24 protein-coding genes and 1 tRNA gene are annotated in these 22,438 nt (G+C 55.3%); 7 read left to right on the top strand and 18 right to left on the bottom strand.

Going from position 1 to position 22,438, the window contains the following annotated elements:
• Positions 1-28: 28 nt before the first annotated feature.
• Both AC1DHT_RS18590 and AC1DHT_RS18585 read left to right on the top strand, forming a co-directional pair.
• Positions 29-253: a hypothetical protein gene (locus AC1DHT_RS18590; protein ID WP_427537073.1), complete on the top strand. Its 225-nt coding sequence runs from the start codon at positions 29-31 to the stop codon at positions 251-253.
• Positions 254-403: 150 nt separating this feature from the next.
• The gene (locus AC1DHT_RS18585; RefSeq protein WP_054597737.1) at positions 404-634 is read left to right on the top strand and encodes a hypothetical protein; all 231 of its coding nucleotides are present in this window, start codon (positions 404-406) and stop codon (positions 632-634) included.
• Positions 635-702: 68 nt separating this feature from the next.
• Here the strand turns inward: AC1DHT_RS18585 and AC1DHT_RS18580 are convergent, their stop codons facing one another.
• From AC1DHT_RS18580 to AC1DHT_RS18550, 7 genes are all read right to left on the bottom strand, one after another.
• On the bottom strand, positions 703-1,674 hold the full coding sequence (locus tag AC1DHT_RS18580; RefSeq protein WP_427537075.1) for an XdhC family protein: 972 nt from the start codon (positions 1,672-1,674) through the stop codon (positions 703-705).
• Position 1,675: 1 nt separating this feature from the next.
• The gene (locus tag AC1DHT_RS18575; protein ID WP_427537077.1) at positions 1,676-2,923 is read right to left on the bottom strand and encodes a cytochrome c; all 1,248 of its coding nucleotides are present in this window, start codon (positions 2,921-2,923) and stop codon (positions 1,676-1,678) included.
• Between the two features lie 2 nt (positions 2,924-2,925).
• On the bottom strand, positions 2,926-3,465 hold the full coding sequence (locus tag AC1DHT_RS18570) for a (2Fe-2S)-binding protein (RefSeq protein ID WP_427537079.1): 540 nt from the start codon (positions 3,463-3,465) through the stop codon (positions 2,926-2,928).
• Positions 3,458-6,289, bottom strand: coding sequence for a xanthine dehydrogenase family protein molybdopterin-binding subunit (locus tag AC1DHT_RS18565; protein WP_427537081.1), 2,832 nt, complete (start codon positions 6,287-6,289; stop codon positions 3,458-3,460). The genes AC1DHT_RS18570 and AC1DHT_RS18565 overlap by 8 nt, the downstream gene beginning before the upstream one ends.
• Before the next feature lie 353 nt (positions 6,290-6,642).
• Positions 6,643-6,933 carry a hypothetical protein gene (locus AC1DHT_RS18560; RefSeq protein WP_427537083.1) on the bottom strand — a complete coding sequence of 97 codons (291 nt, stop codon included), beginning with the start codon at positions 6,931-6,933 and terminating at the stop codon, positions 6,643-6,645.
• Positions 6,934-7,030: 97 nt separating this feature from the next.
• Complete coding sequence (locus AC1DHT_RS18555) at positions 7,031-7,261, bottom strand: hypothetical protein (RefSeq protein ID WP_427532402.1); 231 nt, start codon at positions 7,259-7,261, stop codon at positions 7,031-7,033.
• A gap of 197 nt (positions 7,262-7,458) precedes the next feature.
• Positions 7,459-7,701 carry a DUF1652 domain-containing protein gene (locus AC1DHT_RS18550; protein ID WP_427537085.1) on the bottom strand — a complete coding sequence of 81 codons (243 nt, stop codon included), beginning with the start codon at positions 7,699-7,701 and terminating at the stop codon, positions 7,459-7,461.
• A 244-nt stretch (positions 7,702-7,945) separates the two neighbouring features.
• On the opposite strand from AC1DHT_RS18550, the gene AC1DHT_RS18545 reads away from it, so the two are divergent.
• Positions 7,946-8,698, top strand: coding sequence for a carbonic anhydrase (locus AC1DHT_RS18545; protein ID WP_427537087.1), 753 nt, complete (start codon positions 7,946-7,948; stop codon positions 8,696-8,698).
• 63 nt (positions 8,699-8,761) lie between these two features.
• On the opposite strand, the gene AC1DHT_RS18540 is transcribed toward AC1DHT_RS18545, so the two are convergent.
• The 5 genes from AC1DHT_RS18540 to AC1DHT_RS18520 form a co-directional block, all read right to left on the bottom strand.
• Complete coding sequence (locus tag AC1DHT_RS18540; protein WP_477761427.1) at positions 8,762-8,938, bottom strand: hypothetical protein; 177 nt, start codon at positions 8,936-8,938, stop codon at positions 8,762-8,764.
• Positions 8,939-9,226: 288 nt separating this feature from the next.
• Positions 9,227-9,655: a hypothetical protein gene (locus AC1DHT_RS18535; protein ID WP_427532409.1), complete on the bottom strand. Its 429-nt coding sequence runs from the start codon at positions 9,653-9,655 to the stop codon at positions 9,227-9,229.
• 162 nt (positions 9,656-9,817) lie between these two features.
• The gene (locus AC1DHT_RS18530; RefSeq protein ID WP_442114573.1) at positions 9,818-12,385 is read right to left on the bottom strand and encodes an EAL domain-containing protein; all 2,568 of its coding nucleotides are present in this window, start codon (positions 12,383-12,385) and stop codon (positions 9,818-9,820) included.
• 289 nt (positions 12,386-12,674) lie between these two features.
• The gene (locus tag AC1DHT_RS18525) at positions 12,675-13,073 is read right to left on the bottom strand and encodes a YfeK family protein (RefSeq protein WP_427537093.1); all 399 of its coding nucleotides are present in this window, start codon (positions 13,071-13,073) and stop codon (positions 12,675-12,677) included.
• A gap of 412 nt (positions 13,074-13,485) precedes the next feature.
• A complete protein-coding gene (locus tag AC1DHT_RS18520; protein ID WP_427537095.1) occupies positions 13,486-13,728 on the bottom strand; it encodes a hypothetical protein in 243 nt (80 codons plus the stop codon).
• Between the two features lie 276 nt (positions 13,729-14,004).
• Here AC1DHT_RS18520 and AC1DHT_RS18515 point away from each other — a divergent pair, with 276 nt between their 5' ends.
• Complete coding sequence (locus AC1DHT_RS18515; protein WP_427537097.1) at positions 14,005-14,442, top strand: glycine zipper domain-containing protein; 438 nt, start codon at positions 14,005-14,007, stop codon at positions 14,440-14,442.
• 193 nt (positions 14,443-14,635) lie between these two features.
• Here AC1DHT_RS18515 and AC1DHT_RS18510 read toward each other — a convergent pair whose 3' ends face one another.
• On the bottom strand, positions 14,636-14,788 hold the full coding sequence (locus AC1DHT_RS18510; protein WP_427537099.1) for a hypothetical protein: 153 nt from the start codon (positions 14,786-14,788) through the stop codon (positions 14,636-14,638).
• Positions 14,789-15,420: 632 nt separating this feature from the next.
• Positions 15,421-15,507: transfer RNA gene (locus AC1DHT_RS18505), tRNA-Leu, on the bottom strand.
• A 637-nt stretch (positions 15,508-16,144) separates the two neighbouring features.
• Between AC1DHT_RS18505 and AC1DHT_RS18500 the strand changes: the two genes are divergently transcribed.
• On the top strand, positions 16,145-17,185 hold the full coding sequence (locus AC1DHT_RS18500; RefSeq protein ID WP_427537101.1) for a hypothetical protein: 1,041 nt from the start codon (positions 16,145-16,147) through the stop codon (positions 17,183-17,185).
• A gap of 134 nt (positions 17,186-17,319) precedes the next feature.
• On the opposite strand, the gene AC1DHT_RS18495 is transcribed toward AC1DHT_RS18500, so the two are convergent.
• Positions 17,320-17,718 carry a hypothetical protein gene (locus tag AC1DHT_RS18495; protein WP_427537103.1) on the bottom strand — a complete coding sequence of 133 codons (399 nt, stop codon included), beginning with the start codon at positions 17,716-17,718 and terminating at the stop codon, positions 17,320-17,322.
• Positions 17,699-18,853 (bottom strand): polymorphic toxin type 44 domain-containing protein, encoded by a 1,155-nt coding sequence (locus AC1DHT_RS18490; protein WP_427537105.1) that lies wholly within the window; start codon positions 18,851-18,853, stop codon positions 17,699-17,701. Before AC1DHT_RS18490 ends, AC1DHT_RS18495 begins: the two co-directional genes overlap by 20 nt.
• Before the next feature lie 331 nt (positions 18,854-19,184).
• Here AC1DHT_RS18490 and AC1DHT_RS18485 point away from each other — a divergent pair, with 331 nt between their 5' ends.
• Positions 19,185-19,553: a hypothetical protein gene (locus AC1DHT_RS18485; protein WP_427537107.1), complete on the top strand. Its 369-nt coding sequence runs from the start codon at positions 19,185-19,187 to the stop codon at positions 19,551-19,553.
• 29 nt (positions 19,554-19,582) lie between these two features.
• Entirely contained in the window at positions 19,583-20,281 is a 699-nt protein-coding gene (locus AC1DHT_RS18480) for an SOS response-associated peptidase (RefSeq protein ID WP_427537109.1), read from the top strand.
• A 55-nt stretch (positions 20,282-20,336) separates the two neighbouring features.
• Here the strand turns inward: AC1DHT_RS18480 and AC1DHT_RS18475 are convergent, their stop codons facing one another.
• Positions 20,337-21,368: a zinc metalloprotease gene (locus AC1DHT_RS18475; RefSeq protein WP_427537111.1), complete on the bottom strand. Its 1,032-nt coding sequence runs from the start codon at positions 21,366-21,368 to the stop codon at positions 20,337-20,339.
• Positions 21,369-21,429: 61 nt separating this feature from the next.
• Entirely contained in the window at positions 21,430-22,419 is a 990-nt protein-coding gene (locus tag AC1DHT_RS18470; RefSeq protein ID WP_427537113.1) for a hypothetical protein, read from the bottom strand.
• Positions 22,420-22,438: the final 19 nt, after the last annotated feature.

The raw sequence follows: 22,438 nt of genomic DNA, 5'->3' as shown, positions 1-22,438 counted from the left end.
TGTACACAACTGGAGCGTCGGTGACGCCATGGAAGACATATTCGTTGTGAAACGTTGCAACAAGACCACCGCTCAGGGTCGCCGTGCGGGTGAAGTGTCTCATCAGCAGACGATAGCGGCGGTCTGGTACCGGATCGCCGATACGCGCACCGGCGGTGGTTTTATCGGTGACGGTTATGAGCGTATGGAAGATGCCATGAAGGAGTGCCGACGGCTCAATGCCGCCAGCTCGCGGGTCTCGCGCAAAGTCTGAAACCCAGGCTGCACGCGGCTCCGCTGCCATTGGCATTGCGGGTCTATACTGATTCCAGCTGAAGGATCGGCACCCCCATCGGCAAACGCTCGCGCCCGGCGAGCGTTTTGTTGCTCGATCAAAAGCTTCTCTGATACGGAGGTGTTTCTCATGTCCGAAAAAGAGTCCATCACTACCTTGCTGACCCTGCTCGACTCACGTCAGGCGCGTCTGGCGGCTGCCTGCAAGGAAATCGCCGACTGGGTCGACATCCATGGCGGCCACCCCACCGCGATGAAAATTCGCGACCGTCTGCAAGACATCGAGAAAGATGCCCCGCTGATTCAGAACGCGCTGACATCACTCAAACCTGTCGACCGGCCACTGCCTCGATTCCGCTAAGCAAGTCCCGGCTCATACGCTGAAGCCGGGACTCGCCAGGGATCGGCAGCACGCCGACACGCTGTTTTTCAGAGTTGATCCCGAGCGATACCGCTGCGAATACGCAGGATATCGGCGAGCACTGCCAAGGCGATTTCCGCGGGTGTCTTGCTGCCCAGATTGAGCCCGATCGGCGCGTGAATACGCGCCAGTTCAGCCTCTCCCAAACCACCGATACGCCGTAAACGCTCAAAGCGCTTTTGCGAGGTTTGCATCGAGCCCATCACACCGATGTAAAACGCCTCGGTGCGCACCGCTTCCATCATGGCCAGGTCGTCGATGCGCGGATCGTGGGTCAGCGCCACCACGGCGGTATCGCTGTGGCAACCACCCTTGGCGATGAACATCGACGGCAACTCGCGACGAATTTCGACGTTCTCAAGGACCACCCCTTCGAGGACCTCATCACGCGGATCACACAGAATCACTTCGAAACCCAGCCCCACCGCAAACTCGGCACACGCTTGGGACACGCTGGAATAACCGGCGAGCAACAAGCGTTGGGCCGCACCGACACGCACACGCACCCGGTCGATTTCCCGTTCGATACGCGGCCCGTGTTCACGGTCAACCAGTAGACTGCGTGCACCGCTGGCMAGATTCACTTCGCGAATCAAACGGCGCTGCCCCAGCAACGCGGACTCCAGTTCGCGCAGATGGGCTTGCACCTCGCACTCGGGCTCAAGCTTTTCCACCAGCACGTCGAGTAACCCGCCGCAGGGCAGTTTTATCGTGGAACGCGGATCATCGCCCTCGCCGTAACGCACCACCGAAACGGCGTCGAGAAACGCCCCTTCGGCCATGCGCGCCAGAAAGTCGTCCTCGACGCAGCCGCCCGACAACGAGCCAATCCATTGCCCGCTGGCGTTGACCGCCAACATCGAGCCTGGCGCACGAGGCGCCGAGCCGTAGGTGCCGAGCACGCTGCAGAGCCATACACGCTGGCCAGCGCTGGACCAGGCCAACGCTCGCCGAACCACTTGCAGGTCAAGATGCTGCATATCAGTGTGCCTTGTGCTCAATGGGAGCATCTGCCTTCAATTGCTCGATCTGGCCGATCAGCAGATCAGCCGGTTGACCGCCCCAAGCCTGACGCAAATAGCTGATCAGGTCCGTCATTTGTTGATTGCTCAACTTGTCGGCAAAACCCGGCATCGGTTGCATGCGCTCGAAGCCGGCAAATTTTTGCTCGCCAATTCCGTCTTCAATCACCCGCAACAGGTTGCGCGGATCTTCCAGGCGCAACGTGGTGTTGCCTTGCATCGCCACCGCGATGTGCGGCTTGCCCTCGCCGTTGACGCCATGGCAACCGGCGCAAACGTTCAGGTAATCCTGACGGCCGCGCCGGGCGCTTTCGGTCATTTTGTCCAACGGCACTTCGCTCAACACCCGCACTTGCGGTGGCGGGTCGCCGAGCAGGAAAGTCGCCATGGACGCCAGGTCCGGGTCATTGAGGTTCTGGGTGCTGTTATGGAACACCGGGAACATCTCGTTGAACATCGTACCCTGAGCGCTCATGCCGTGCTTGAGGAAAGAACTCAGGTCCTGATGCGTCCAGCCGCGTGCCGCCAGATCGTTGGCGAGCAAGCTGGGCGCCAGGTAGCCATTGAGCAGGCCACCCGTCATGCGCTTGTCCTGTTGCATCGCGCCGGGCAAACCACGCGGCGTATGGCATTCGCCACAGTGGCCGAGCACGTCGACCAGGTACTGGCCGCGTTTCCACTCCTCACTTTTGCCGTCAGCCGGCGCCAGCTTCACGTCCTTGCCGTAGAGCATGTTCCAGCCCATCAACCCCAAACGTACGTTGAACGGAAAGCTCAGGCGGGTGACCGGTGCAGCACGGTTGATCGGCGCGACCGTCTGCAGGTACGCGTGAATGGCGTCGGAGTCTTCACGCGGCATCAGGTGATACGAGGTGTACGGCATCGCCGGGTACAGGTTGGCGCCATCACGACGCTTGCCTTCGGTCAGCGCAGCGAAGAATTCGTCGTCGCTGTACAGACCGATCCCGTGGTCCTTGTCCGGGGTGATATTGGTGCCATATATGGTGCCGAACGGTGACACGATCGGCAGGCCGCCCGCATAAGGCGCGCCACCGGGCGCGGTGTGGCAAGCCATGCAGTCCGCCGCCCGCGCCAGGTATTCACCGCGCTTGATCTGCTGCTGATCGGCCGCCTGGGCCTGCTGGATCGCCATCAGCGAAACAGCCAGGCCAACCGCCGTGCCAAGGCTGGAAAGTAGTCGCTTCATGCTCAACCCTCCTTGACCAGGCCGAGATCGGTCAGCACGTTGCGCGTGGCGCTGTAATAGCGCACGTAGCCGGTGCAGCGACAAATGTGGTGGCCGAGGCTGTCTTCGATGACCGCTTCCAGTTGGCTTTTGCTGATCGGCTGACGCTGGAGTTTTTCCACCAGTACGGTCGCAGCGTTGACGAAGCCCGGGGCGCAATAGCTGCACTGGAAGGCGAACTCGTCGACGAAGCGTTGCTGAATCGGGGTCAGCTCGGTGACCTTGCCGCTTTCATCGCGGCTCGCATGGCCTTCGATGGTGCGGACTTTCTTGCCCTCGAAGTAATGCGCGCCGGTAATGCAGGTGCGTACTTCCTCGCTAGTGCCGTCGGGGTTGTCGACAATCACCACGCAGGCGTGACAAATGCCCTGGCCGCAGCCCAGGCGCGAGCCGGTGAGGTTTCGGTATTCGTGCAGATAATCGATCATCGGCAGATCATCAGGGACCTCGACGGGACCGACGGATTGACCGTTGAGGGTCATTTGAAGCGGACGGTTAGCCATTGAGGGCCTCCTTGATGCGCGCTGGAGTGATAGGCAGGTCACGGACCCGTTTGCCAATTGCATGGGCCACGGCGTTGGCGATGGCGCCCACCACCGGAATCATCACCACTTCGGCAATGCCCTTGGACGGGTCGCTCGGCGACAATGGCGGGAGGATTTCCGCGGTCTGCGTCCAGACCGCGACGTCCTTGGCGCGCGGCAAACGGTAACGGTTGAAGTTCCAGTCACCCTCCCCCGGTCCACCTTCGTACAGCGGCATCTCTTCCAGCAGCGCGTGGCCGATGCCCATGGCGATCCCGCCCTCGATCTGGCCCTTGACCAGTTCTGGCACCAACACCCGGCCACATTCAAGCCAGGAGTGATGGTTGAGGACCTTCACCTCGCCCGAGCCCTTGTTCACTTTCAGTTCAACCAGCGTCGCCACGGGGCTGTAATAGGTCACCGCCGCGTTGTTCAACTGGGTCGCCGGGTAGGCAATGTTCTGCCGATCCAGCAGGTGGAAACCGGCGCTGTTCATCTGCGCCTTGATCGCGTTCGGCGCACCGTCGCCATACTTCACGGCGAGTCCATCGAGCGGCAACCGCTCGCGCACGCCATTGATGCTGTACTCGGCCTCGGCCCAGCTCCAGCGGTTGAAACCGTGCACCGTCGCGCCAGTCACCAGACCACGCTCGTGGGCACGTTTGGCGAGCACCGCAAATGGTAGCGGTTCCATGCCGTTGGCGGTCAGTTTGCCGTCCACCCAATGGGCATCTTCGCGGCGCACTACATACGGGTTGGCCTGACCACCGAACGGCCCCTGACGCCAGATTTCGACGGCGGCCGGCCACAGGCCGTGATTGAACAACACTCGCGCCGCTTCACGGGTCGCATGGCTGAAGTAATAGGCAGAGTTGGTCGCCGATGATGCCGAGGCGATCTTGCCGACCCAGCGCGGGTTGCGCAGCATCGCATCCTGCTCGGCCTGGCTCATGAGGTAGGGGTTGCCGCTGCTGGTCAGCTGCAGCTCTTTCCATTCGGTTTCGCCGGTCTTCACTTCACTGGCCGGGTTGCCGAGGAAATCGGCGACCACCAAGGCCTGGGAAGTGGACATGCCGGTGCCAATCTCGATGCCGATATGGCGCAGCGTGATATGCCCGTCAGCGGTGAATTCGATACTGGCCATTGGTGCTTCGGAACCGGTGCCGAAGTCTTTCTGGCAAATGGCGAAGCCGATCCCGTACCAGTTGTCCGGGTCCTTGGCGTCCTCTTGTTTTTTCAACCCGTGACGGTTTTTCCAGAGCTCGTTGCCAGCCGCTTTTTCGAGAATTTCATGCAGGCGCAACGCACCGGCCGGCACCGCGCCCTGGGTGTTTTTCATCCCGGACAGCAGCACGTTTTTCTTGCGCAGGTCGATGGCATCAATGCCCAGACGATCGGCAATTTCGTCCACCATCATTTCGGTGGCGGCCATGCTTTGCAGGGTGCCGTAACCCCGCATGGAGCCGGCTTCAACACCACGCGAATGGTACGCGGTCACTTGCAGGTCGTTCTGCGGCATGTAGTAAATCGACTGTGCGGCTGTCGCACCGACCGCCGCCACCGAAGGGCTGTAGTTGATCCGCCCACCACCGTCGACGCTCATGTCCGCGCGGAAAATCTTGAAAGTGTGATCCTGCTTATCGACGGCCAACTGGTAGCGAATGTCGAACGGATGACGCTTGATACCACTCTGGAACTGCTCGTAACGGTCGTTGGCCAGACGCACCGGCATACCGCCGCCATACAACGCCGCCAAAGCCGCATAGTAGACAAAGATGTTGTGGTCTTTGGAGCCGTAGCCGACGGTGTAGCCAGGGTGCATGTTCAGCGTGCTCAAGCCAAACCGCGACGGCGCGATCATCTTCGCGGTTTCGGTCGCAGCCTCCAGCGGACACTGGGTCGCGACGACAAAATGCAGGGTCCTGGTCGCCGGGTCGTACCAACCGTTGCCGTTGTCCGGTTCCATTGCAGCCGGTTCAATCGACGGCGTCTTGTAGCGCTCGTCGAAAACCATCCAGCCTTCTGGCGGGTTTTCCAGTTGCTGCTTCATGCGATCGGCGTAAAACAGACCGCGCTCGGTCAGGTTGCCATGCAGGTTCGGCTGGGCGTTCCACACCGGACGCCGTTCGCGAATCATCGGGAACAGGATCGAGTCCTTCAGGCTGGCGAATTCATCTTCATCTGCCGAGGTCGCCCCACCGACCCGCACGTAACGGAAACTGCCATAAGGATCGCGCGTGTAAAACGGCGCCTTGGCGCCATAGCGAATCGCTTTGTCGTTGAACTTGAGCATGTTCTTGGCCTGGCGGAAACGCTCGAAGTCGTTCCAGATCAGGATCGCTACCGGGTGGCCGATGAACATCGGCACCTTGCCGGTTGGCAGCAGCGGATCGGGCGCGTGGTCTTCAGGGAAAACGATGCCGTCCTTGTCCAGGTCTTCAGCGGTGACGATGCGATCAGGCTGCAATTCGGCACCCAGCAACGACAGGTCGAATCCGTCATAAATGCGGTCGGCGCGAATGGTTTTGAGCAGCATCGCGTGGCCTTGTTGCTGCGGCCAGCCCGGCATGTCCTTGGCCCGGATGTCGCGGGCAAATACCTTGCTGCCGCAGACCTTGGACAATGAGTCATTGCGCATGCGTGCCTTGCCGTTGTTGCCGAGCCATTGCTCGGACGGCACGGTCACGCTGTTTTCCATCAAGGCAGCCAGCGCCTGGGAGCTGAGCGGGGTCAGCGTCACACTGACGCCAGCGATCAACCCGCCCTGCAGGAAGGAGCGCCGGGATATATCACGGTTGGACATGGATCATCCTCTGGACGGTTATGAATTCCGCCCATGTCGTTATGGTGTACAGGGAAATCTCTGGTCTCAGGAGCCCTCCTGACGATACGAAGGGCTGAAAAGCCGAAAAGCTGACCTAATGGTTAACTTTATCGAATTTGTCAGGCCTCGGCAAAAGTAATAAATAGAGACTCATTGGAGAGCCTGTCGACGAATGGACAATATTGAGGACGAAAAAAAGCCCGCATGCGGGCGGGCTTGAAGGGGATATCTCAAAGGAGTCAGGTCAATCTAGGCTGGTAAGGGTGAAGACTTCGTGAAAGGGTTGTCATGGTTACGGAAATATCATAGCCCCCACGGAAGCCAGCACCTTATCAACGCCCCCTCATACTCCCGTGCTGTATCTTTTTCCGCTCCCCTCCTTTGCTCCATTTTTTACTGACCGACTTGCGAATGGGTTCAAGAAGAAAGAACAGTACATAGCCCGAGAGGACGAGCGCGAGATCGATCAATGATTCAGCAATGGGGCCTACGAAGTATTCAATGCAGTATTTAGCAACGAACAGCAACGAAATGCCACCAATTGCCATTAACGTGACAACTGCAAGACTTGATAACCTTTCCTTCAACTGGGTATATCTCCCGACTCTGTGCGGCAACCTCATGTGAGACGCCTGGAAATCTCCATTGTTCCGAAAAATCTGCAATGCTGCCGCAGAGCCAAACTGGCAGCCCTGAGCGAGCTGCAATGGCGGCCCAGGCTTATTCAAGGTGTATACGATGAGCCTTCACTTCGCTCGCGTAGAGGGCCAGCCGTTCTTCGGCGGTCTCCAACACCTGACACGTCTTCAGCAGTGACTGGGCATCGACCTCATTACCTGTCTGTCTCAGCCGCTCGGCTATGGCTTTGAGCTCCACTGCCGACCATCGCATATCAGATGCAAGGTTCTGGAAATCGCTGCGCAGTTCGTGCTCGGGTTTGTTGAGTAACATGGCAATTCCCTCCGCGTCATGCATCACTCGATGCGACGCTCTGAAAATCGTTTCCACTGCAAAAGACTTGATAACCCTCTTGTGCACTGGATGCAACTCCCAGATTTGCCACCTCGCTTGCGCGGCGAATCGAACCTGCCGCCAGATCATTCGGCAGAAGTCCAATCATCGGACTGCGACTTGACCTGATCGCGGGATCAGCCTGCGAACGCTCTGCGCCCGGCTTCCAATTCAGTACGCAGCTCACCGATAAAGTTGGCGATCTCCCGGACGCTGGACAGCGTCGATGTCGACACGCCAGCGATCAGTAGTTTAACGCGTCCGGATTCGGGATCGACAATCTTGACCCTCAACGATCCGTCGGGATCCACCGTGCAGGTGCATGAGAGTGGATAGAAACCGGACTCCACAATCTGGCAAAGCTCGAGAAGAGGAAACATGGCATTCCGTCCATGGGGAGATAGTGTGCGGGAGTGTTACCTAACCTTTACAGGTTAGCTGCCCCCTGCAAAAGCGAACGGATTAATCTCAAAGTGCTAGGTGTTTCGCACGTTGTAATCGCGCCCCCCCCTGAAACGGGCTCCGGCAAACCATCTAGACTCCAACGCAGAAGTGCTGAAGGTTCCCGGAAGTATTAGCCCTTGATAGCGAGCCACTCCCACCCAAATACCGAGTACACAAACCATGTGTGAATCCTGTGATTCAAGCTCCGCGCCGGAGGCAGACGGACGGCGTCGTTTTCTCCGGCTTGCAGGACTAGGCGCCAGCGCCCTGCTGCTTGCCGGTGTGCTGCCTGACAGCATCGCCCAGGCCGCCGAGAAAAAGGCCTCGCCTCCAAAACCACAAAATGCGATCAGCCCCGACAAGGCCCTTCAACGACTGATCAACGGTAACAAGCGATATATCAACGGCACCTCAAAGACGCACGACTTCAAGGCCGAGCGTGAAGCCTTGGTCACCGGCCAGAACCCGTTCGTAGCAGTCTTGAGTTGCGCTGATTCACGCATCGCCCCCGAATATGCGTTCGACACGGCCCGCGGCGACCTTTTTGCGGTGCGTGTCGCGGGCAACTTCGTCACAGAGGAAGGCATGGCAAGCCTGGAATATTCGGTCCTGGTGCTCGGCGCACCACTGATTCTGGTGCTGGGGCATGAAGACTGCGGCGCCCTCAATGCGGGCATCAAGGCAGCAAAGGACAACGCGGTTTTCCCCGGCCAAATCCAGAAACTGACTGACGCACTCAGGCCCTCTATCGAGAAGGTACTCAAGGATCCGGGAAATCTTCTCGAGAACGCGACGGTGCAAAACGTCAAAGACGCGGTAAACAACCTCAAGAAAGCCTCACCCGTACTGACTGAAGCGCTGAGCAAGGGCACATTGAAAATCGTCGGGGGCGTCTATCGCCTGGCCAGCGGTAAAGTAGATCTGATTGCCTGATGCACAAGCCATGCATCTCACCCGACGGTGAGATGCATGGCTTGTACTCGCTGGCGAGCCCACTTAGAGGGGCCTGGCTTTATCGTGCAGTGTTTCCAGCTCGCTCTCGACCGCGCTTTGAACATCCTTCCACTTTTTCGGATTATCTGGTTGGGGCTCGTTGCGGTCCTGGCGTGCTTCACTCGAGCGGCTCGGCTCAGCTGGTTTTCTAGTACCTGGTGCTTGCGGATCGGTCTTCATGGCTCACCTCTCGTACGCCCTGCGGTCGATACGTATTAGAAGTTTAGAAACGCTCCATGTTCAAAACCAGTACCCGCCAGCGACAAATTTCAGGCAAAAAAAAGCCCAAGCAGCTGATGGACGCTTGGGGCTTAAAAATGCGTAAACCGTGGTAGGTGAACACGGACGCGATAATAGCCCACCACTGGACATGTAACAAGATATTTACATCTTTTTTTTACACAAATAATCCCCTAAGCCCTTAAATAACCACACTTTTTTAAAGGTCGCATCTTGTATTCCACTACTTCAGCGAGAGCTTGGCGCTATTGAAATGCCCTCGCTCGCATCACCGTAAATTCGAAAATGCCTGACCTCTCCGGCATCCATGGTCGTTACCACCTCGCGTAAGGAAATGCCTAACGAACACAGGCCGTTACCCTTCAGGTCTTCTCCTGCGCCGACAAAGACTTCCCCGGGCTTGGTGAAAAATCTTGCTCCTTCGCCGGGCCCCACTCTCGCAACAAAATCACCGTTCACGTAAACACCGATGTAGCAGGCCGAACCTAGCAAGCCACCATCACGCGTCACAAAAATAGTCCCGCTATCTCCCCCGATGGGTTGCTGAAATGCAAAAACCCGATCACCTGGAACCTGAGCGGCTTTTTCCGCTGGAACTGGAGAAGTCATGCACCCTGAAATGAATAAAAAGGCTGCAACCCCTATCAAAATCCGCATGTTGAGCCCTCGTAAATCCAGGCCAAGGCTTTATCACCAGCGAGTGAACAGAACAGGTCCCGGGATCGGGATCCCATGGCTGAATGCATGACAAAGAGTATAGATGTCAGGGATGAGGACCTGACCGACTGCCGTGGCTGGCCAGGAATATTTCTACGCCGTTTATCGCCCGCTCGAGCCGCTCAACATCCATTGCATGAACGCCCCGGAAGACAATGGAACAGAGAAGAAATATCCCTGTCCGACCTCATAACCTTGCGATCTGAGAATGTCACGCTGGGCAGCGTGCTCAATGCCTTCCGCGACAACATGCAAGGAAAGCCCCTTACCAATACCGATGACAGACTCGCTTAATGCGCGGCAGGAGGCATCGTGCTCCAGGTCATCAACAAAACTCTTGTCCAGTTTCAGTTCGCTGATCGGCAACCGCCGCAAGTACCCCAGGCTGGAATAACCCGTGCCAAAGTCATCGATCGCCAGACGTACACCCAAGGCATGCAGATCCTGGATGGCTTGCTCTGAACCAGGGCTGTTGCAAAGCAATACACCTTCCGTCACCTCCACGCACAAATCGGCGGGCTGCAATTTACATCGACGCAATTGCTCGTCGATCAGCCCCACCAGATTCAGATTGTGAAAGTTGATCGGTGACAGATTGATCGACATGGATGGGACCACGAATCCTTGTCGGCGCCACTGCGCCAATTGCCCGCAGGCCTCTTGCAACACCCATTGGCTCAACTCATTGATTAACCCGCACTCCTCGGCCAAGGGTATGAATCGCATTGGCGAGATACTGCCCAGTGTTGGGTGTTCCCAGCGTGCCAGCGCCTCTACGCCGACAAGACGCCCGTTCCTCAAATCGACTTGCGGCTGATAAACCAGGTGAAGAGCGTTGTCAGCCAGGGTCACACGCAACGCCGTCTCAAGTATCAAACGTTCCTGAGCGATCTTGTTCATCTCTTCGAGAAAAAAACTGAAGCTGCCACGGCCGGTACGTTTAGCCTGGTACATCGCAATATCGGCACAATGCAGCAGGCTTTCCATATCCTGCCCGTCAACTGGAAACATGCTTATACCGATACTGGCCGACAGGACCACGGAGGTGCCGGCTATATTGGCCGCAGTACTCAGGGTCATCTTCAGCCGCTCGAGAAAGGTCGTGACCTGCGTGGCATTCATCCTTGGAAGTACCAGAACGAACTCATCGCCGGATAACCGCCCGACAATGTCCGACTCCCGGAGCACACTGCGTAACCGTTGCGCCATGACTTGCAACAACTCGTCGCCCGAAGCATGCCCCAGCGCATCATTGACCTGCTTGAAGCGGTCCAGGTCGACAAACAGCACCGCCAACCCGGCCTGCTCTTGAGCAACTTCGGCTATGGCCCGGTCCGCCTGTGCAAGCAAAAAACTGCGATTGGGCAAGCCGGTCAATGCATCATAAAACGCCATTTTTCGAATGGACTCACGCGCCTCTTCCCGCTCGAGCGCCAACATGCACAGGTGCGTTCCCGCCGTCACCAGGTGAGCATGCAAGGTATCGGGACCGCGACATTCCCTGAAATAGAGTGCAAAGGTGGCAGCGATCCGCCCTGCGCCGTTGCGCACAGGAATAGACCAGCACGCTCGCAAACCCGACTTTTCGGCCAGAGACTTGTAATCCGCCCAGAGCGGATCGTGGATGATATCCGTCACCAGAACCGGTTCGCCCCTGTAGGCCGCTGTCCCGCAAGACCCGGCAACAGGACCTATCGGTAATCCCTCGATCGCTCTGGAGTAATCGGTCGGCAAACCAGGACTGGCCAACGGGTGCAGAAAACCCTCCGGGTCCACGCTCAGGATCGAAACAATGACTTCGGGTGCGATGCGTTCGATCTCCTGACACATCAGGGTCAATACGCTTTCCAAAGACTGCTCTTTCAAAAGAGCCCCTATCACCTTGTCCTGTAACACCTCGTGCAGCTTGGACCGGGTTATGTCGGTCAGCACGATGACGATGTTATCGACCTTCCCTTGAGCATCGAACACGGGGGTCGACGAGATATGCACCCACAACCGTTGACCATTACGCTTGCTGATCAGTGCGCTGGCCTCACTGGGCTCACCACGCAGGACTCTTTCGAGCACCGCTTGCGCACGCGTTTCGGCCTGAATATCGGAGACAAAGAACATCAGGGGCGACCGTCCGATGACCTCCTCACGGGAATACCCAAGCAATCGAATAAGCCCGTCATTGACATAGATAAGGCGTGCATCGGCGTCGACAATACAAGTGGCAGAGCTGGTGATATTGACCGACATCGACAGCAACCGGTGTTCGATATCTTTCAAGCGCGTCGGTGTCACATCCTTGACGAAGGCCGCATACAGGATTCGGCCCTGCAAGGTAATTTTCGAGATTGACATCGCGCCCCAGCGCTCCTCACCATCCTTGCGCGCGATATGGACATCCCGGCTAGCGCCTACGATCTTGTTGACCCCGGTCTCCCGGTTTGCGCCGACATAACCGTCATGGTGGGGGCGTATGGCGTGAGGAACCAATGTATTGACGTTGCTTCCCAGTATTTCTACACGGGAACACCCCCAAAACTGTTCGGCAGCCGCATTGAAAAACACCACGTTGTTCTGGTCATCAATGACCACCACGGCATCGACAGCCTGCTCCAGTGTTTGCACGAAAAAGTCTTCTGCCTCTTCGCCGCTCGCCAGTCTGACTCTCGTGTCCATAATCGCCACTTTTCCAATGCCACCACGACCCACCCTCCCTGGCTGCGTGTGGGGCGTCATAAGAACCTTCAGACCAGGAAGGGACCTCTCATCGGAGCAACGCGCACTACTGTTTCTACATCGAAAGTCGGGATTTATTCACTCTGGTCGCCCCATGCGTCACTGTGCCCTTGGCTTGAAATCACAGAATAGCCTCGAAGTGACAGATCGACCGATCCAATCCACCCGTACGACGCCCGGATACGAGAAAGCCCAGCATCATACTGGGCTTTCTCGATTTCAAACCGACTCAATGAACTTGGCGCAGCCTCTGTAGCTCGGTCTTCAGCCAGAGGCTTGCAGGTTGTACACCTGATGGACATCGCACTTCATAGAGGATGCCACTCATGCTGCTTTTAGTGGCTGCCAGATCGATGAAGTCTTCTGTACTGCCGATCATGTTCTTGCCTTCGAGATAGTTCAGCTTTTTCTCCAGATGCGCCCGAGCCTGGGAGCCCGGATATTCGCTTCCGTTACGCACGAACCGACACTCACTGTGCTCGACAAAATCCAGCAGGCTCTTTATTTCTTGAGTGGCTTGAGGTGAGGTTTGAGCCTGCACATTGGTCATCATCGCGATCAGGCCGATACCCGCCGCCATCAGCCATTGGCTGACGGGCCGTACCATCCTTGCTGTCAGAATCTGCATGACCTTTCCTCGTTTCGACCAGGCCTCAAGCGTCAGTCGTCTCTGTCGTCATGATCACGTTTGTGGTAACGACCTTCGCCCTGATCATTGTCACGACGCTCGTATCCGCGGTCATCGTGGCGATCATAACGACGGTGATACTCTCGACCACGGTCGTGATCTCGACCGTACCCGTCTCCATCTTCCCAGTAAGGCCAGCAGCCTCCCAGCAGGAGAGAGCTTGAAATGGCCAGGATCATTATCGCTGTGCGCTTCATATGAACATCCTAAAAGCAAGGGTCAGTACTACGGAGAAGGAGTGTCGCTACCCGCCAGTTTAGTTCGCAGAGCGTTCACCCATAGATACGACCATCAAGCAGATTAATGATTCATTAGTGAGCGGTGGTACAGCAAAAAACAGGTCCGGTGATTATCAAGCCTGACTGGCTTCAGGGGCGTTACCCGTGCGTCGCGCGATTTCGATCCCCCAGTCCAGAGCGTCTTCCATGTCCAGCAGATGCGGTTTTGGGTCGTGGTCCTCAAAAAGGACCGTACCGTCAGGCTGGTAAACACCGATGAACATCTGCAACGAGCCGTCCCTGAGAATCTTGGCCTTGACCTCGATCTTGCGTCCGTTCGAAAGCGTTTCCGAGTGGATCATATGGCGCTCAGTCATTGCGGCATCCCTCTGTTGGTTGTTAGTCGAGTAACCCGCACTAAAGAGCTCACCGCGTACGGGCTGTTTTTTTGCTCCTGTGTAAACTCTCGACAACGTGCCACTATCGCAGTCGAACTTTGGCTTTACCGCGCCCTCTACAGTTCTAGTGCTCTCTCTATCATCAATGCACTGACGAGAGCAGCTTGGCGACCGGAAGCAACAACGCACGTTTCGAAATGCTCAATAGTCAAAATAGCAGTCTGAACACAAAAACTACTTATTGAGGTGCACAGCATGCGAATCACACTGCTTACCCTTGCTCTTGGTGCCCTGATCACACAAGGAGCAATGGCCGCTGGAGATGGCACCGCAGCCGTTGGCGGAGGCCTTGGCGGCGCACTGGGCAACATAGTTGGTCAGCAAATGGGCGGAAGCACCGGTGCAGCGATCGGCGCGGGTGTAGGAGGAGCTGCAGGCAGCGCTGTCGCTGCGCCGAGGGGCAACAAAACCAACGCAGCGATCGGCGGTGGGCTCGGGTCGGCGGGTGGTTCGGTCGTTGGTCATCAGTTGGGTGGCTCAACCGGCTCCACCATTGGCGCAGGCCTCGGCGGCGCCGCGGGCGGCGCACTCGGCAATAACCTGTCCGACGATAACCGCAATCGTGGCTCAGAGGGCAGAGGTTACAACGGTAAACACCATCATAAATACAAGAATAAGTACAAACACGATTAAACGGTTGAGTTGACGTGCACGTTCAAGCCCGATCTCGTGTCGGGCTTTTCCTTTCGACGTACCCCCGGTAGAGACTGCTTTCTTCTCCGGATTCACTCCACCCGCTGTTATTTGCTATACGACGCCCTCCTGCCGGCAGTCAGTTGAACTGCCGGGCTCGACACGAATCTATCCTGGCTCTGCTACATCGAACTCATGCAGGGCGATACTCTTGTGCCTGATAATTGTCACCGTAGTAACGCCCACGATCATGTCCGCGACCGTCACGGTCATGCCAATACGGCCAGCAACCGCCAAGTAACAACGCTGCCGCCACCACAAAAATCAAAGCCGTTGTACGTTTCATTTGATCATCTCCGGGCAGGCCCATGCCTGACGTTATAGTCGTTTGATGCCCTCACATTGAGGAGGTTCAAAACGCCCGGTTACTGAAGCCCCCACTCCACTGAATCGAAACCTGTCAGTCAGCACCACGGGTGCGCCAATCAACAAGGAGGCGTACAGCGAATGTGTTTGTCGGCCCCACGAGCGACGAGAAGGTTTGTTTGGGCGAAAGGGTCAAGCGGCCGAAAAGAAGAGGGATCAATGAGCCCAATGCACGGGTGCGCGAGCAGTTGGCCAAAGTCGCAGCTACTTTTCCCTGTATCGGCAATCAGACTCATTGATCATTGCCCAACTCAATGTTGGGCGATTTCCATTTAGCCAAATGGAGATGCATGGGCACGCCGACAGCGTGCCATGCACTATTTTTTTAACAAAGTGGCTTCGGCACGTCTAATAACCTTTTGCCCTGCCCTTATAGGCTCAGGAAATATCCCCACGCCCTTTCACTTGTGCGCCTGGCTCATACGACTGTTGTCATGACGGGGCAGTAGAATCGAAACTGAGTAGGCAAGAAGCTCTCACCCACCAAGTGAATTGCGGACCAGAAACGAACAAGGGCTTGCTTAGCTTTCGCTAGCAAACCCTTGATATATATGGTGCCCGAAGCCGGAATCGAACCGGCACGCCCTTACGAGCGGGGGATTTTAAGTCCCATGCGTCTACCAGTTTCGCCATTCGGGCGGTAGCGCGGTGAAGCGTTCAAGAACGATCGAATTAACGATCAATCCTTTTTGGTGCGGTGCAGCAGGGGAAGAAATATATACACCCCTTCCCCTCTAAGCAAGTTCGCTGACGTCAAATCCAAGACAAAATCTTGCCGTCTACTGCAAATAAAAAAGCTCCGTAAATCAGTGATCTACGGAGCTATTTATAGTGGAGGCCGAGGTCGGAATCGAACCGGCGTAGGCGGATTTGCAATCCACCCACAAAGCTAAGTAGATCAACAGGTTAGCATGGCATGCGTTCCGCAAGCTACTGATTTTTAACGGCCTGTAGACCACGTCCTTCAAGGGTCCAGTTTTGGGTTGCGGAACGGTTTTTTGCTACATTCTCGGCCTCTCTCCTCTCTCCCCTCAACCGTTAGTATTCTGCTCATCGCCTGCCCCTCCTGCCCCTTTCAAGAAGTGCAGGCCCGATGAAAAGACCATCATCGCCCGAAGTAAAAATGCCAAGACTTTCTACCGCGAACGCACCGTCGACGTGCTTCAACGCATCGATCAGGAGCGGCCCAATACGCACTCGAACGCAGCAATGCTAAAGTGCCATCTCTTTTGGCCGATGTTGCCCGTTCACCTTCCTACACAATCGAGATGCATCAATGCAGGTACTGCTCTTATACACCGCAATCGCTTTCCTTATTGCAGGTTCCTCGGGTCTCTGGCGCCACAAAGCAAACCTATGGGCATGGGTCGATTGCCTGTATTACCCATTCGCAGCGATAGGAATCATCCTGCTGTTTCACAACAGCAACGGTCAGCGGCAAGCAATCGAGGCGATACAAAATAAGGAGCTGCTGCAAAAGGAACTGACACTGACCCTCGCCAATCAACCCCGCGTCCACGTCGATATCGATGCAGAGCTGTACAAAAGCTATATCGCCCTGATGGAGACCATCCCGCAGCTCGCCGCCGTCTGCGCCAAGGTCAGTCCAACACCCGCCTGTGAGGCGGCGAAAAGACTTTCACCAATGATCGAGACCTTTATCAAGACCGCTAGTACTGGCGCTGACCGGCCAATGGAAAAGCGTCTGTTAAGCACCTGCAATGCTGCGGAGTCCATGCTGCTGGAGATTGAAAAATCACGCGTATTGCCTTCGACTACCACTCGCGAACTGATCGGGAGCTACAAGGCACTCTCTCAACAAAATCTGGGCCTTGGCGCAACCTATGAAGTCAATCGTGCCAATGAGGCCATCAAAAGCAAAAGCCTGGCCGAGTTGCAGATGCTCGATCAGGCGGTGTACAGCCATTACGACACGGGAGCCTTCGTCAAAGAGATGGAGAGCGTGCAAGTCAATAATGCGACGCTCATACTCACTGGACTGACCCCCTGCCTAGCAACTCCTAATAGTGAGCTCAAGCAGCTGAACGAGTGGACGGATAAAAAACTCACTACACAGCAACGCATCCAAAACTTCAATCAAACCATAGAAAAAGCCAAGACCTCCGTTGATCCGAGATTCTATAGTTTCCAATTGAATCTCTGGCCGTTTGTGTTGGTGCTGGCCTTGGCACTGAAGTTTGGTAAAGGCGTTGCCGCGGTGAAGCCGCAATGCAGTATCGCACTTGGAAAGTTCAAAGCTTTTTGGGGTCGCCGTTTACGCACCAAGCAGTCAGCGCAGGATCAAGATCAGGCCTGATCAGTTTCGTTTCCGTGGCGTAGCTTTGAACAGCGCGTAGCGCGATTGCGCCCCGAATCTGCCCTAATTTTGCCCTAAACCTTTTCTAACTAAGCAGAGCTATACAGGCCGGGACTGAAAAATATCGGTCCTTCTCACTCAGTCGGAAATGGCCCACACGGCTCAATGCTGCGGCTATCGGTGAAGCTATCAAGCTCACCGTCTGGCCCGATGTAGATGTCTGTATCAGGCCATTTCGGTTTGACGCGGATACAGTGCGACTTGCCAGCGTTGTTCCAGTCGAACTCCATGAAAAACTTCTTGCTCGGGAAAATGTGACCGGGGCCACCGGTTACTTCGCCGGGGTAAATCTCGCCTTTGGATATGTCGTGTTGGACATTCAGTATGTAGCCAAGACGTCCTTGGCCGTCCTTCGAGAAATGAAAACTCACCTGTGGCGTAGCGAAGTACCAGAAGGCAATGGGCGCGAGTGCCAACACAATCAGACCACGCCAGACGTACCTAGATTTGGGTTTACTTACAAGCGTGGTCACGGATGCCATCCCCCCAGCCTGCTGGCTTCACTGCTAACACTTCGTCCATGACCATCTTCGCGGTAATACCTCCGTTTGGGTGCAGCCTGTACAGCTTCACACCGATGCTGATTGATGTCCTATCCGCGACATCATCCCACGCTCGCATCCCTTCAATGTCTGCCGAGCGGTGCGGACCAGGTCTTTCTTTCCACTTCTGAACTTTGCGGATTGAGTCTGAAGCAATCTGTTCAACCCCTGCCCCATCCAGCAAGATGCCTTCGGAAAGACCACCTGCCATCCCCACATACCCGTAGTGGACGTTCGACCAAATGTCGTAGAAGTAATCAAACTTACCCTGTTTCTGCCATGCTCCGCCGAACTGTTCGCCTATCTTGGGCTTGTGATCCCATGGCCTGTTCTGGCCAACACGCTCTGTCCACAGTGCCAGTGCTGCACCTTTGTTCCCAAGCGCCATGGCTTCAAAGTTGGGGGGTGATAGACGGGCGTACCAAGGTAGCTTTTGAAACTTGCCGTATTCGGCTGCGGCATCGAAGCTGTTGAGCTTTTTCATCTTCACGACTGACGGGTGCTTGATGTTGCGGTTCATTTCACCTGCGATGTAAGCCGCTAGCTCTGCCATCCGGTCAGGATGTAGGCAGGCAACTGCAGTCGGTGTTTTAGCCTCAGCTTCTTTCGGATCAACCTTTTTCGGTACAGTCTTCTTCGGTGCGTTGGGGTCTATCAACGCATGCGCAGCAGTGGCTTTCTCTGTGAGCTTCGGATCAGCCAACAGCGTGGCCATCTTTTCATCATCCACTGTCCCGTTCGGGCGTATTGCTCCGAGCTTGGCGAAGTTGATGATTGCAGCTCCGACACTACCACCAAAGACGAACCCACCACCTACATCGCCTGACCCGGTGATGATGGTTCCGCCGTGACTGGTTGGGCTTCCCAAGTGAGCCATGGGACGGCCGTTCACCACAATGGATGGGAATCCTGTCGTAATCACTGCGCCACAACCACAGGTGTCACCAACACGGGCAGCCCCCATGAAGTTGATGTTGGTATCAGCGCTGGCAGAAGCAATAGGGGTGGTACCGTGCCCAGGCAATGGGCAGGTGTGTTTATCGCCCAGTCGGGCAGAAGAAATCATGCATCGTCCTTGATTCGTCCTTGGGAATTCCGGCCTGAGGCCGGGCAGAATGACGTTAGCGGGATATGCGGGTGCTTATACTCCGAATTCCCTGCGTTCCATGTCCATGCTGGTAGCGAAGGATACCCGCTCTGGCATATGGGCTTGAATGGTAGCCATGAGCCATGCATGGTCATTCGATTGCTGAGGCGTCAGCGAAGAGCCCCCCCTTTTCGCTGCGTACTACCGACCGTACACCACCCAAAACCCTACAGCTCGTCGCCCCACCCTCGCCCGACCGTCACGCCCCGATTACTGTATATCCAAACAGCACGCAGTAAAGGCACCTACCGTGAATCCCCCCGACATCGAAGACACCACCGACTGGCTTGGATGCCCGATCGAACTGGAAACTATCTCCCACTACAACCGCATGCTGGAAAACGAGATCCAGGAGCTGACCCTGCAACTGCGCAAAGCCCGCGAGGACATCTTCGGCCTGGTGCAGATGCACACGGACGTGTCCAACGAGCGCGACCACCTCAGGGCAGAGCTGAGTCGCACACAAGCAGAACTGTCAAACACCAAGCGTGATAAGACCTCAATCGAGACAAAGAGTAATTGGCAGCTGGCCGCGAAGGACAGGCTGATCAGCGATCTCTACGCTAAAATTTTCGAACTCACAGGAATCGACCCGTATACCCGCCTCCCAGACAACTAAACTTGCTGGTTCTACTGGAGGGCTCGCCAATGTGCGGAAGACTTTCACAGTACCGGGGAATCCACGACTTCGTTGCCGCGCTGAGCATGCCCAATGCTCTGGTCAACACCGTCGGCGGTCAGCCGCTCGAGCGGTACAACGTGGCGCCGTCGACTCAGGTGGCCCTGCTTCACCTCGAAGGTAACACCCTGCACGCTGACCGGGTGCGCTGGGGATGGCGACCGCATTGGGCGAAGGATCGCGCCGCGCCGATCAACGCCAGGGCTGAGAAAGTCGCGCAAGGAGCATTCTTCCGGGCGATCTGGCCACACCGAGCCATAGCCCCCATCGACAACTGGTTTGAATGGGTCGATGAAGGCGGACCGAAGAAGCGGCCTTACCTCATCCGTCGCCGGGATGGTGCGCCGATCATATGTGCGGCCATCGGCCAATTTCCCGACAGCGACGAAGGGCATGGCGAGCATGACGGGTTTGTAATCATTACCGCCGATAGTGCCGGCGGCATGGTGGACATTCACGACCGGCGACCAGTCGTGCTTTCACCGGAGTTAGCCCGTGAATGGCTGGACCCAGACACACCCAAGGAGCGAGCCGAGCAAATGGCACTGCATCAAGGCGAACCGTCGGAAACATTCGAGTGGTTTAGGGTCAGTCAGGCGGTGGGTAACGTAAGGAACCAGGGTGTTGAATCAATACTGCTCACAAAAAATTTGCATCCCGTAATTTGAGCTGATTCGTCAGCATTGGCAAACCAGCCCTGCTTCGTGACAAAAAAACACGGAACTACTTTATAAACAAGTCCAATGATCTGATCTGACTTGAATCCCTCAAGTTACCTTGCAACTGCCGAACCATAGCATTATCGCTAGCGCGGACGTCAGAGCCTTTCAAATTTGGATAAGCTAGCCCCATGATAGCCTTATCCTTATCTGAAAGCCCATGATTCTGTGCTATATAACAACTTCCCGGCGGTGCCTTGAACACACTGGAGGGCAAACTGTAATGCATTATGCTTTTATTATCATAAGCTGTAAAATCCAGCTCTCCGAACTGAGGATTTTGTCCCGTAAAAAAATTATTCCCCAGATTACTCACACGAGAAACTTTCAAACCAGCAAAATTTGTTACAATTTCCGCATCACTCCAACCATACATCGCCTTTATTGCCTCTTTATCGAACTGAGGCTCACATATTGCAAATGGCTGCTGATGTTCATGGTGGAACCCTAGAGCATGCCCAAACTCGTGCAGCACGGTATCTTTAAACTCATCACTTGCAAAATCAAGCTCATCTAATTTCTCTAAACTCATCGTAACTTCATTATTTTTTGCATGCACTATAGATTGCGTTCCAATCAATGACCAATATCCTGACGCATTAAAGGAAACGCGCATGGATACATTATCGCCAGATTGACATGTTCTATAGCCTGGACCTACTCCAAAATCAAAGTTTACGTTTCCATAGTGTGTCCATTCCCTCGCAACAGCAGCGACCGCTGCACGCGCTGCGGCAGCACCATCATAAAAACAAACGCGCAATGTCGAATTTGTCGGCCACGCCAATTGGCGTATTACTAAACCATGAAGTCGAATCGGCGAGATTGCACTTTTCGATTGACTTACAGAGGACTGTAACGCAGCGAAAGCGCTGGAAGGGAGGGTGCTCACTCGATCCCCAAGTGATGCGGCGCCAGGAACGGCTTGCTCAGTTGTCAATCGTTGATCGTCGTGAGCTAGCCCCTTTATATCGTGGGCAACTGCACTACAAGATAGAATTAATAATGCTACTGCGGAAAGTATTACTCTGGTCATACATCACCCGCCCCTTAATCGATTACTCACATGAAAGCCACCCTACTCAGACTTTATTTTTTTATTTCTTAGCATCTTTAATTGCTTTTGCTTGTTTAAAAATCTCCTGCATAGCCTGAAATGCAACAAAATCGTTGGAAGAATCCGACTCCGAAGACACGTCCGCGCCGCATATCGAATGCAATGTTATAGCCCCTTTTTCCGGCATAACATACGTATACAGCCAATTGGGGTCGGCTATTACGAGTGGATAATTGGCAGTTACTTTTTTATCAGGGGAAAAAATTTCCAGGATTACATCCCGGCAACTTGATGTCACAAAAGTATGTTTGCTCGACAAAGCTCCAAAGTAGTCACCTCTTGCTACCGTTCCGCGCGACCTGATAATCGCCTTGCCATCTTTAATCTTTCCGCTATCACATTCATTACCCACAGGTACAACTTGATATTGCCATTTCGCTCCGCCTCCCTGATTAGGAATATCGTTCAACTTGCACCATACCGGTTCTGTCACATCCAGAATCACGGGCAAGGACAGCTTCCCATTTGATGGAGGAGAAGCTAAGGGCGCAGCAAGCACTGCTGAAGCGGCGGTCACCACTCCGCCAACAGCCTGAATCGCCTGTACTGTTTTATTTTTGTACTCAATCCCTACTTTTTTTAAAAGCAACGAGTTATCAAAATAGGTGACCGTAAGCGAGGTTGTACGAAAAAGGTTATTTTCTGGCTGAACGGCATACAAAACATCAGTCACAGGAGCTGGAAGTACAACTGCACTGACACTCGAGAGATCGCTGGGGGCCACAATAGACGCCGTTCGTAAGCCCAACGTATGTGCTGATGAATTATCGCCCCCTGAAACTGCAGCAGCTTTTATGGGGGCCTTAGTTAAGGAAATCCACGAGCCTTGCAGATAAAATTTTGTCGTATCAACTAAAGAAGACTCATTGCCATCATCAATCGCAGAGTAGCGAACGGTCGGTGCCCCACAAGCCGAGAGTAAAAATCCTGCACTGATCAGCGTTACTAGATATAAATCTTTCGTGCTCATGATTTCCGTATCCTTTCAA

The organism is Pseudomonas sp. 05N432, assembly GCF_056396945.1.
This window is presented reverse-complemented; position numbering and strand designations above follow the sequence as displayed.